This window comes from Pseudorhizobium sp. NPDC055634 (assembly GCF_053618655.1).
Genome location: NZ_JBSHHW010000002.1, coordinates 378003 through 389124 on the forward strand (window position 1 = coordinate 378003; position 11122 = coordinate 389124).

9 protein-coding genes and 1 riboswitch are annotated in these 11122 nt (G+C 65.4%); of the genes, 7 read left to right on the forward strand and 2 right to left on the reverse strand.

The features are described 5' to 3' along the window. Positions 1-14: 14 nt before the first annotated feature. Both ACWGPT_RS04870 and ACWGPT_RS04875 read right to left on the reverse strand, forming a co-directional pair. Entirely contained in the window at positions 15-773 is a 759-nt protein-coding gene (locus ACWGPT_RS04870; protein WP_452604449.1) for an ABC transporter permease, read from the reverse strand. Between the two features lie 135 nt (positions 774-908). Further along, positions 909-1012: riboswitch (TPP riboswitch) on the reverse strand. A gap of 174 nt (positions 1013-1186) precedes the next feature. Next, positions 1187-2281 carry a 5-methyltetrahydropteroyltriglutamate--homocysteine S-methyltransferase gene (locus ACWGPT_RS04875; protein WP_452604450.1) on the reverse strand — a complete coding sequence of 365 codons (1095 nt, stop codon included), beginning with the start codon at positions 2279-2281 and terminating at the stop codon, positions 1187-1189. A gap of 352 nt (positions 2282-2633) precedes the next feature. On the opposite strand from ACWGPT_RS04875, the gene ACWGPT_RS04880 reads away from it, so the two are divergent. The 7 genes from ACWGPT_RS04880 (at position 2634) to ACWGPT_RS04910 (ending at position 11095) form a co-directional block, all read left to right on the forward strand. Then, positions 2634-3875, forward strand: a complete 1242-nt coding sequence (locus ACWGPT_RS04880) for an aromatic ring-hydroxylating oxygenase subunit alpha (protein ID WP_452604451.1) — start codon at positions 2634-2636, stop codon at positions 3873-3875. 1 nt (position 3876) lies between these two features. After that, a complete protein-coding gene (locus tag ACWGPT_RS04885) occupies positions 3877-4962 on the forward strand; it encodes a 2Fe-2S iron-sulfur cluster-binding protein (protein ID WP_452604452.1) in 1086 nt (361 codons plus the stop codon). Between the two features lie 145 nt (positions 4963-5107). Further along, positions 5108-5836 carry a FadR/GntR family transcriptional regulator gene (locus ACWGPT_RS04890; protein WP_452604453.1) on the forward strand — a complete coding sequence of 243 codons (729 nt, stop codon included), beginning with the start codon at positions 5108-5110 and terminating at the stop codon, positions 5834-5836. A 70-nt stretch (positions 5837-5906) separates the two neighbouring features. Continuing rightward, positions 5907-7418: an ABC transporter substrate-binding protein gene (locus tag ACWGPT_RS04895; protein WP_452604454.1), complete on the forward strand. Its 1512-nt coding sequence runs from the start codon at positions 5907-5909 to the stop codon at positions 7416-7418. Between the two features lie 54 nt (positions 7419-7472). Then, positions 7473-8420 (forward strand): ABC transporter permease, encoded by a 948-nt coding sequence (locus ACWGPT_RS04900; RefSeq protein ID WP_452604455.1) that lies wholly within the window; start codon positions 7473-7475, stop codon positions 8418-8420. Then, positions 8417-9289 carry an ABC transporter permease gene (locus tag ACWGPT_RS04905; RefSeq protein WP_452604456.1) on the forward strand — a complete coding sequence of 291 codons (873 nt, stop codon included), beginning with the start codon at positions 8417-8419 and terminating at the stop codon, positions 9287-9289. The genes ACWGPT_RS04900 and ACWGPT_RS04905 overlap by 4 nt, the downstream gene beginning before the upstream one ends. 21 nt (positions 9290-9310) lie before the next feature. After that, complete coding sequence (locus ACWGPT_RS04910) at positions 9311-11095, forward strand: gamma-glutamyltransferase family protein (protein ID WP_452604457.1); 1785 nt, start codon at positions 9311-9313, stop codon at positions 11093-11095. The last annotated feature ends 27 nt before the right edge of the window (positions 11096-11122 follow it).

The following is an 11122-nucleotide window of genomic DNA, read 5'->3' on the forward strand; positions in this document are numbered from 1 at the left end:
GCTTCTCCGGCTAACTATCTTGCGTTACGGGACGGGACTTCGGGCGCCCAGGGCGTGAAGCGGGCGGTGGCCGCATCGACCGCGAGCCGCAACAGAAGGGTGAGCAGCGCGAGGACGACGGTTGCGGCGAAGACGATATCGGTCTGCATGCGGGCGTTCGCCTGGACCATGACAAAGCCCAACCCGGCAGACGCGCCGACCCATTCACCGACCACCGCGCCGATGGGCGCAAGGGGCGCTGCGACGCGCAGGCCGGACACGAGGCCCGGCAGGGCGAGCGGAACGCGGATGTGGCGAAGGGTCTGCCAATGGGTCGCCGGGGTCAGCGCCACGGCATCGAGGATGGCGGGGTCGGTCCGGTTGAGGCCATCGGCGAATGCGGACGCGACCGGGAAGAAGATGATGATCGTGGCCATCACCGCCTTCGACGCGACACCGAACCCGAACCACAAGACGAGGATCGGCGCCAGCACGAAGACCGGCAGCGCCTGAAGCACGAGGATGACGGGCCAGACGAGCCGGCCGGCACGGGGGAAGGCGGCGACCGCAAGGGCCGCGAGCGAGCCGAGCAGCGCGCCGCAGGCAAGCCCGATGGCAATCTCGGTGATCGTGACCAGGCTGTTGGACAGCAGGAAGCCGCCCCGAGTGGCGAAGGCGGCGAGCACGTTCGCCGGTGGCGGCAGGATGTAGGCCGGGGGCGTGAAGAGCCAGACCGCGAGCTGCCAGAGCACCAGCAGGCCGACGACCCCCATCCCCATGTGACGGGACGGCATGGTCCGCCTATCGCGCCGGCCGGCCGGACGGCGGACGCCCCGTCCGGGGGCGCCGACTTGAAATGCATGGCATGAATCGATCTCCCGACGTTACATCACGGAGATCCAGGCAAAGCGGAGAAGAGAATTCGCGCCGAAAAAGGCCGTTTCCGTTCCTACGCCGGCATGACCCGGATCAGGTTCAAGGGTCCGGCTCACCGCCATCTCAGCATCGTTACGATGCCCCCCTCGGAATGCGGCCATGTTCGGCGAAGTCCGGGCGAGTGTCAATCGGGTCGGTGCGGGAAAGGATCAGAGGCACCTGTCACCGGCGCGGAGGCGGGCCGTTCGCGGGCGGGAGGTTCTGGCGGGAGAGGGTCGGGATCGATGCGAACCCGCCCGCGGCAACGGACGGGTTCGGCTTTACCAAGGGCTTACGCCGTTCCCCAGATTTCCCGGGCGGTGTTCACCACCAGTTCGAGCTTGCGGCGCTGGTCTTCCTCGGTGATGGCATTGCCGTGCTCGGTCGACGCGAAACCGCATTGCGGCGCGATGCCGAGCTGGTCCATGTCGACGTAGCGGGAGGCCGCCTCGAACTGCTTGCGCAGCCAGTCCATGGATTCCAGCTCCGGCGTCTTGGTGGTGATGAAGCCGGCCATGATGCGCTTGCGGCCCTTCGGCAGGAGCTTGAGCGGCTCCAGCCCGCCGGCGCGGTCGGTATCGTATTCCATGAAATAGATATCGACGCTGGTCTTGTTGAAGATGGCGTCCGCGGCCGCGTCGTAGCCGCCGGTGGCGGCGTAGGTGGAGCGGAAATTGCCGCGGCACATGTGCATGCCGATGACCATGTCGGAGGGCCGGTCCTTGATCGCCTCCTCGAGCATCCAGGCATAGCGGTCGATCAGCCAGTCCGGATCCTGGCCCATGGCCTTGCGCTGCTCGCGCTGCTTCGGATCGCCGAGATAGGCGAAGAAGATGTCGTCCAGCTGCAGGTAGCGGCATCCGGCGGCGTAGAAGGCGGCGACCGCCTGACGGTAGGTCTCGGCGATATCGGCGAAGAGGACGTCGGGATCCTTGTACTCGGCCGGGCGGACGTCGACCGGATCGGTGCGGAAGTGGACGCAGGACGGGCCGGGGATCGAGATCTTCGGGCAGACGGTCGTATGATCCTTCACGAAGGTGAAGTGCTCGAGCATCGGGTGATCCTTGGGGAAGCCGAGCTTGCCGTTGATCACCGGATGGACCGGCGGGATCTGGGTGCCGTGAAACTGCACGCCCTGGCCGCGGGTTTCCATGTCCATGCCGTCGAGCATGCCCATGAAATCGAAATGCCAGAAGGCGCGGCGGGCCTCGCCGTCGGTGACGACCTTGAGGCCGACCTCTTCCTGCATCCTGATGAGCTTCGGGATTTCAGCGTCCTCGATGGCGCGCAGGGTGGCCGCGTCGACTTGCGCCGCGCGTGCCTCCGCAATGGCGAGCGGGCGAAGAAGGCTGCCGACGTGGTCGGCACGGAAAGGTGGTGTCGGCATGCTGTTCCTCCGATTGATGCCCCGTGTCGCGCGGCGGCATGGGCAGTCCACCCGCGAGCGCGACCGTCATGCCGATACCACAGGACGGGCCGGAACCGGAGAGGAAATCGCCGTGTCGAACGGCTGTTCCGTTTGCGCAGTCGCCATGTCGCGAAAGAACATCTCGAAATGCCGGCACCTCTGCTAGCCTGAAGCTGTTCGGCGCCGCACGCGCAGTGCGGTTTCGAGAAGACGATGACCGGCCCAGGGTCGATAGGAACGACTGGTTGCGGTGGGCGATCGGGCGACGGCGCCTCAGGGCGGGCCGGTGCGCAACTAAGCCATCCGACGGTCCCGCGAAGGGATGAAGAGAATGGATGCCCGCAACGACATGCTTCGCCGGATCAGGGCAAGGACCCCCGGCTTCAGCCTCGAACAACCCTTCTACACCGATCCCGATTTCCACCGGGTCGATCTGGAGGAGATCTGGTACAAGGACTGGCTGTTCATCGGCCATGACTGCGAGATCCCGCGCGCCGGCAATTATTTCACGGCGCAGATCGGCGACTATCCGGTGGTGATCGTCAGGGGAAAGGACGGCGCGATCCGGGCCTTCCACAATACCTGCCGCCATCGCGGCCACCGGGTCTGCACCCAGGAGCGCGGCGCGTCCGCCCGCCTCGTCTGCCCCTACCACCAGTGGACCTACGACCTCGACGGCTCGCTGGTCTTCGCGCGGCAGATGGGCGAGGATTTCGACAAGGCGCAGTTCGGCATGAAGGCCGTCGCCTGCGAGAGCGTCGCGGGCTACATCTTCATCTGCCTTGCCGAGACGCCGGGCGACTTCGGTCCGGTGCGCGCGTCGATCGAGCCGTACATGAAGCCGCACCGGCTGTGGGAAGCCAAGGTCGCCCACCGGAACACGATCGTCGAAAAGGGCAACTGGAAGCTCGTCTGGGAAAACAACCGGGAATGCTACCACTGCGCCAGCAATCACCCGGAACTCTGCCGCACCTATCCAGAGGCGCCGAGCGCGACGGGGGTGCAGGGCGCAAAGGACGATCCGGTCATCGCGGAACACTGGGCACGCTGCGAGGCGGCGCGGCTGCCGAGCGAGTTCCGCATCGACCCGTCCGGCCAGTTCCGCACCGCCCGCATGCCGCTGATCGAGGATGCCGAAAGCTACACGATGACGGGCCGAAGGGCCGTGCGACGGCCGCTCTCCGACGATGTCACGATCTCGCATATCGGCACGATGCTGCTCTTCCATTACCCGACGACGTGGAACCACATCCTCGTCGACCATGCGATCTCCTTCCGCGTGCTGCCGCTGTCGGCGGAAGAGACGGCGGTCACCACCACATGGCTGGTGCACAAGGATGCCGTCGAGGGCGTCGATTACGATCTCCACGACCTGACGCATGTGTGGAACATGACCAACGACCAGGACCGGCAGATCGTCGAGGAGAACGCCTTCGGCATCCGCTCGCCGGCCTACGAGCCCGGACCCTATTCTCCCGAGCACGAGGGCGGAGTCATGCAGTTCGTCGAGTGGTACACGAACTTCATGCTGACCCGCCTGCAGGGCGGCACGGCGCTTTCGGCGGTGGCGTGAGATGAACATGGCGCAGCCGATCTTCCGCCACCTCGACGAAATGCGCCCGTGGACAGACCGGGAGCACCGGCTGGAATGCGTGGCGGTCACGCCGGAAGCGCCGGACGTGATGACCTTCACCTTCCGCCCGGACAAGCCCGGCATATGGTTCCGCTACCTGCCCGGCCAGTTCGTCACCCTGGAAATACCCGTGGGTCCCGAGCCGCTGATGCGGACCTACACGCTCTCCTCCAGCCCGTCCCGCCCCTATACGGTCTCGGTCACCGTCAAGGCGCAGGCCGGATCGATCGGGACGCGGTGGATGTTCGACAACCTGAAGCCGGGGATGTCGCTGAAGGCCTTCGGCCCGCTCGGCGATTTTTCCTATGCCAGGCACCCGGGCAGCCGGTATCTGTTCATCTCCGCCGGATCGGGCATCACGCCGATGATGTCGATGACGCGCGATCTCGGCGACCGGTCGCCCGACAGCGACATCACCTTCCTGCACTGCGCCCGCTCGCCCGACGACATCATCTTCCGCTGGGAGCTGGAGGCCCGGGCGCGCGACATGCCGCAGTTCACGCTCGGCCTGATCGTCGAGCAGTTGTCGCGCGGACAGCTCTGGTCCGGGCTCAAGGGCCGCATCGACAAGGCGAAGATCGCGCTGCTCGCGCCCGATTTCCTCGACCGCACCGTCTTCTGCTGCGGGCCGGAGCCGTTCATGGCGACCGTGCGGGACGCGCTGAAGGGCGCGGGCTTCGACATGGGCCGCTACCACGAGGAGAGCTTCCAGCCGGTCGCGACGCCACTGCCCTCCACGAGCGCCGGGGAAATCGGCGAGATCGCCCCGGCAAGGGTGGCCTTTTCCGCTTCCGGCAAGGAAGGGCGCTGCGAGCCCGGGCACACGATCCTACAGACCGCCCGCGCCGCCGGAGTGCGGATCGCCGCCGCCTGCGAATCCGGCCTTTGCGGCACGTGCAGAGTGCTCAAGCTCTCGGGGGACGTGGAAATGACCCACAATGGCGGCATTCTTGACGAGGAGATCGAGGAGGGCTTCATCCTCGCCTGCTGCTCGCGCCCGAAGGGCGACGTCGAGATAGAGGCCTGAGCCCGTTCCCCTGTCGATCCGAGCGAAACGCTCTGACTGCCTAAAGCTTCGCCAATTTCCGGAATGACCAAAAAATAGATTGACGGCGCGTCGAAACCGACGTCCACTGAACCAATCGGAAAGTGGTGCGCACGGTGGTACGAACTTGAGTACGGTAAAGCACGACAATGCCAACTACGCCCTCGAGCGGCTGCGCGAGATGATCGCGGCCGGCGAGCTTGCCCCAAACGGACGGCTGCCGACCGAGCGGGACCTTTCCGAAAAGCTCGGCATCGGCCGGCGCGCCGTCAGGCGGGCGCTGGAAGTCCTGGAATCGGAAGGACTGGTGTGGCGCAAGCACGGCGCGGGCACCTTTGCCGGAGAAAAGCCGGACAGCCTGACCGACCAACTCGGGGCGATCGTCGCCGGCACCGATTTCATGGAGATCATGGAGGTCCGGCTCAGGATCGAGCCGCAACTTGCCCAGCTTGCCGCGATGCGCGCCAAACCGCGGGACATCGAGCGCATGCGCAGTCTCGCCGCCAGGATCAGCCACAGCGAGGACGCCGATTCACGCGAACTCTGGGATGGGGCGCTGCACCGGCAGATCGCCCAGAGCGCGGGCAACCAGCTCTTCCTCGGCATCTTCGACCTCGTCAACCGGGTGCGCCAGGACGAGGCGTGGCAGGCAATCCGGGAGAACGCACGCAATGCCGGCAACGCGATGACGATCTCGATTGCGCAGCATCACGGCATCATCGACGCCATCGCCGCACGCGATCCGACGAGGGCGGCCGAGGCCATGCGGCAGCACCTTCTCATGCTGCAGGAGCGCCTCATCCGCGCGACGTCGCTGGAACATACGGAGGACGATCCCATCCGCAGCGCGTGCTGAACCAAGGCGCAGGCACGCAACCAGCCGGGCATACCAAGAAAACTCAAAAAACGATCCAGAGGAACAGGACATGACCAAGCTCAACCTACGTGCAGCAGTGCTTCTTGCCACTGGACTTGCCGCCTTTCCGGCGGCGTCCGCGGAACTTCGCATCGGATTGCAGGATGATGCCGACGTGCTCGATCCGGCGCAGTCGAGGACATTCGTCGGCCGTCTCGTCTACACCGCCATGTGCGACAAGCTGGTCGATATATCGCAGGAGATGAAGATCGTCCCGCAGCTGGCGACCGAATGGACCTGGTCGGACGATGCCACGACGCTCACCATGAAGCTGCGCGAAGGCGTGACATTCCACGACGGCACGCCCTTCAACGCCGACGCGGTCGTCGCGACGATCGAGCGGAACCTGACGCTTCCCGAATCGCGCCGCAAGAGCGAGCTGTCGTCGGTGGAGAAAGTCGAGGCGAGCGGCGAACACGAGGTGAAATTCACCCTCAAGAGCCCCGACGTCACGCTCCTGGCACAGCTTTCCGACCGCGCCGGGATGATCGTCTCGCCGAAGGCGGCGCAGGAACTCGGCGCCAATTTCGGCTCCAACCCCGTCTGCGCCGGCCCATTCAAGTTCGTCGAGCGCATCCAGCAGGACCGCATCGTGCTGGAGAAATTCGAGGACTACTGGAACAAGGACGAGGTCCACCTCGACAGGGTGATCTATCTGCCGATCCCGGACACGACCGTGCGTCTCGCCAACCTCCGGTCCGGCGATCTCGACATCGCCGAGCGGATCTCCGCCTCCGATGCCGCCTCGGTCAAGGAGGACGCCAACCTCACCTATGCGGACGTGATCGGCCCGGGTTACATGGCCATGTATGTCAATCTCGCCAACGGCCCGCGAGCGGAAAACCCGCTGGGGCAGGACAAGCGTCTGCGCCAGGCGTTTTCGCTTTCCATCGACCGTCAGGCGCTCAACCAGATCGTCTTCGAAGGGACCGCAAAGGGCGGCAACCAGCCGTTTCCGCCCACCAGCCCATGGTTCAACCAGGACCTTCCGGTGCCGGCACGCGACATCGAGAAGGCAAAGGAACTCATGAAGGAGGCGGGCCACGAGACGCTCGATATCGAACTGCAGCATGCCAACAACACCACCCAGACGCAGATGATGCAGGCCATCCAGTCGATGGTGTCGGAGGCGGGCTTCAACGTCACGCTGAGATCGACCGAGTTCGCGACCCTTCTTTCCGAGCAGACGGCCGGCAACTACCAGCTCAGCCGTTCCGACTGGTCGGGGCGGATCGATCCGGACGGCAACATCCACCAGTTCATCACCTGCAAGGGCGGCATCAACGACGTCAAATACTGCAACCCGGAGGTCGACCAGCTTCTCAACGAGGCGCGGGCCTCAACTGACGAGGCCGTCCGCAAGCAGAAGTATGACGCGGTCAGCGTGATTCTCAACGACGACCTGCCGATCATCTATCTCGGCCATCAGCCCTATGCCTATGCGATCGCCAAGGGCGTGGAGGGTTTCGCGCCGTCGCCGGACGGGATGATCCGCCTGGTCGGCGTCAAGGACGCCGACTAAGTCCTCCGGCCGCATGGGCTCGCCCATGCGGCTTCAAAACGCGAGGGCCGTCCCATGGCTGTCTATATCGGAAAGCGGCTGCTGGTCGCGATCCCGACGCTGATCATCATCTCCATCTTCGTCTTCTCGCTGCAGAAGCTGCTTCCCGGCGACCCGGTGCTGGCCATGGCCGGCGAGGAGCGCGACCCTGGAACGCTTGCGTTTCTTCGCGAGAAGTACCGGCTGAACGACCCCGTGGTCCTGCAGTATCTCAACTGGCTGGGCGGCGTCGTCACCGGGGACTTCGGCATCTCGCTGCGGACAAACCAGCCGGTGCTGGAGCTGATCGGCGACAAGCTGCCGGTTACGATCCAGCTCGCCGTCATGGCGATGATGTTCGCGCTGGCGATCGGCGTTCCCGCCGGGATCCTGGCCGCCGTCTGGAAGAACGGCCCGATCGACTATATCTGCAATCTCGTCGCCCTGTCGGGCCTCTCGGTGCCGAACTTCTGGCTGGGCATCATGCTCATCCTTCTCGTCTCCGTGAACCTCGGATGGCTGCCGGCGTCCGGATACGAATCCATCTTCGTTGACCCCGTCCGTTCCATCGAGACGATGATCATGCCGGCCTTCGTGCTGGGCACAGCACTTGCCGCACAGCTGATGCGCCATACGCGCTCTTCCATGCTCGGGGTCCTGAGTGCAGACTATATCCGCACCGCGCGGGCCAAGGGGCTTTCGCCCTGGGATGTCGTCATGAGCCACGCCTTCCGCAACGCGCTCCTTCCCATCGTCACGATGATCGCGCTCCTCTTCGGGGAACTGTTGGCGGGGGCGGTCCTCACCGAGCAGATCTTCACGATCCCCGGGTTCGGCAAGCTGATCGTCGATGCCGTCTTCACGCGTGACTATGCGGTGGTGCAGGGCGTCGTGCTTTGCACCGCGATCGGCTTCATCCTCATGAACCTGATCGCCGACGTCTTCTACGTTCTCCTCAACCCAAAACTCAGGGGGACGACATGACGATCGCCGCGACGACACATCCGCCCGCCGGCGATCGCCCGGCCGGCCGCGCCTGGCGCAAGCTCAAGGCCAACCGGGGAGCCGTCGTCGGTCTCTGCGTCATCCTGTTCTTCGCCCTGCTGGCGATTGCGGCGCCCGTGCTGCCGATCCCGGACCCCGCGGCGACGGACTGGTCCGCCATCCGCAAGGCGCCTTCGGCCGCACACTGGCTCGGCACGGACGACCTGGGACGCGACATCCTTTCGCGCATGATCTGGGGCGCGCAGGCGTCGCTCATGGCCGGGGTCTTCTCGGTTGCCATCGCAGTCGCGATCGGCGTCCCCTTCGGGCTTCTGGCCGGATATTTCGGCGGCTGGACGGACCAGGTGATCTCCCGCGTCACCGAGGCGCTGCTCGCCATGCCGTTCCTGATCACGGCGATCGCGCTTGCGGCCTTCCTCGGACCGAGCCTCACCAATGCGATGATCGCGATCGGACTTTCAGCCATGCCGATCTTCGTGCGGCTGACGCGGGGACAGGTGCTGGCGGTCAAGATGGAGGACTATGTCGAGAGCGCGCGATCTATCGGGCTCGGGCATGCCAACATCATGCTACGCTACATTCTCCCGAACGCCATGGCGCCGATCATCGTCCAGGCGACGGTGACGATCGCCACGGCCATCATCGCGGAAGCGAGCCTCTCCTTCCTCGGCCTCGGCCAGCAGCCGCCAGCGCCCAGCTGGGGTTCGATGCTGAACGTGGCCAAGAACTTTCTCTCGCAGGCCCCCTGGATGGCGACCTGGCCCGGCATCGCGATCTTCCTGATCGTGATGGGCTTCAATCTCCTCGGCGACGGGTTGCGCGATGCGCTCGATCCGCGCGAAGCATGACATTCACAGGGAATTCACGACATGAGCGACTTCACCACCCGGCCGGAAATCCTCGGCACCTTCGGTGTCTTCACCTCGACCCACTGGATCGCCTCGGCCGTCGGCATGAGCATCCTGGAGAAGGGCGGCAATGCATTCGACGCGGCCGTGGCGGCGGGCTTCGTGCTGCAGGTCGTCGAGCCGCACCTCTGCGGCCCGGGCGGCGACATGCCGGCGGTCATCTATTCCCGGAAGAATAACAGGATCGAGGTCATCTGCGCACAGGGCCCCGCGCCACGCGGGGCGACGATCGAGCACTATAGTGCCGAAGGGCTGAAGCTCATCCCCGGCGACGGCCTGCTTTCGACGGTGATCCCGGGCGCCTTCGACGGCTGGATGCTGATGCTTCGGGACTACGGCACCATGTCCGTCCGCGAGGTGCTGGAGCCAGCCATCTACTACGCCGAGCACGGCCATCCCGTCCTGCCTCGCGTTTCCGCGACGATCCAGGGCATGGCGGCCTTCTTCGAGAAGGAGTGGCCGACATCCCACGAGACCTGGCTGCCGGGCGGCGCGGTTCCGGAGCCGCTCTCCAATTTCAGGAACCCGGTTCTGGCCGAGACATGGAAGCGGATCATTGCCGAGGCGGAGGCGAAGTCCGGACGCGAGGAACAGGTCCAGGCCGCACGCGACGCCTATTATCGCGGCTTCGTCGCGGAAGCGATCGACCGTTATGTGCGGACGGCCGAGGTTATGGACGCCAGCGGGCAGCGCCACAAGGGCGTGCTGACGGCGGACGACATGGCCGGATGGGAAGCGACGATCGAGGCGCCGCAGACCTATGACTACCACGGCTGGACGATCGCCAAGACAGCCGCATGGGGCCAGGGCCCGGTGCTGCTGCAATCGCTCGCGCTGCTGAAGGGTTTCGACATCGCGGCGATGGACCCGGCCGGGCCGGATTTCGTGCACACGGTGGTGGAAGCAATGAAGCTCGCCTTCGCGGACCGGGAAGTCTATTACGGCGACGTCGATTTCGCCGAGGTGCCGATCGAGTACCTGCTCTCGGACGCCTATAACGACGAGCGCCGCAAGCTGATGACCGGCGAGGCGTCACACGACCTGCGCCCGGGACGGGTACCCGGGTTCGAAGCGCAGTACGACCTGACGCTCGCCATGCTCGACGAAATGAGCGGAAAGGGCGCCGTCTACGAGCCGACGATGGCGCACCTTTCGGAAAAGCGTGGCGACACGGTCCATATCGACGTCATCGACCGGTGGGGCAATATGGTATCGACGACGCCTTCCGGCGGCTGGCTGCAGTCGTCGCCGATCGTGCCCGGCATCGGCTTCTGCCTGAATTCCCGCGCCCAGATGTTCTGGCTGAAGCCCGGGCTTCCGACATCGCTTGCGCCCGGCAAGCGACCGCGCACGACGCTGACGCCGTCGCTTGCCCTCCATGAAGGGCGGCCGACCCTTGCCTTCGGCACACCGGGCGGCGACCAGCAGGACCAGTGGCAGCTGCCCTTCTTCCTCCGCTACGTTCACCACCGGAAGAACCTGCAGGCGGCAATCGACATGCCGCTCTTCCACACCTCGCATTTCCCGGGCTCCTTCTATCCGCGGACGAGTTCGCCCGGCGAGATCATGGTGGAGGCCAATATCAGCGATCGCGTCCTCGACGAATTGCGGCGCCGTGGCCACAGGGTCACCGTCGCCGACCCCTGGACAGTGGGACGCCTGACCGCTGCAAGGCGCGACGCGGACGGGCTTCTGCGAGCGGCCGCCACGCCACGGCTGATGCAGGCCTATGCGGTCGGGAGATAGAGGCCTCGAAGAAGGAGCGGTGTGCCG

Bases quoted from the DNA above. Each gene is read 5' to 3' on its own strand.
- ACWGPT_RS04885 (WP_452604452.1), top strand. From the start codon at position 3,877: ATGAACATGGCGCAGCCGATCTTCCGCCACCTCGACGAAATGCGCCCG.
- ACWGPT_RS04905 (WP_452604456.1), top strand. From the start codon at position 8,417: ATGACGATCGCCGCGACGACACATCCGCCCGCCGGCGATCGCCCGGCC.
- ACWGPT_RS04895 (WP_452604454.1), top strand. From the start codon at position 5,907: ATGACCAAGCTCAACCTACGTGCAGCAGTGCTTCTTGCCACTGGACTT.
- ACWGPT_RS04880 (WP_452604451.1), top strand. From the start codon at position 2,634: ATGGATGCCCGCAACGACATGCTTCGCCGGATCAGGGCAAGGACCCCC.
- ACWGPT_RS04870 (WP_452604449.1), bottom strand. From the start codon at position 773: ATGCCGTCCCGTCACATGGGGATGGGGGTCGTCGGCCTGCTGGTGCTC.
- ACWGPT_RS04875 (WP_452604450.1), bottom strand. From the start codon at position 2,281: ATGCCGACACCACCTTTCCGTGCCGACCACGTCGGCAGCCTTCTTCGC.
- ACWGPT_RS04900 (WP_452604455.1), top strand. From the start codon at position 7,473: ATGGCTGTCTATATCGGAAAGCGGCTGCTGGTCGCGATCCCGACGCTG.
- ACWGPT_RS04910 (WP_452604457.1), top strand. From the start codon at position 9,311: ATGAGCGACTTCACCACCCGGCCGGAAATCCTCGGCACCTTCGGTGTC.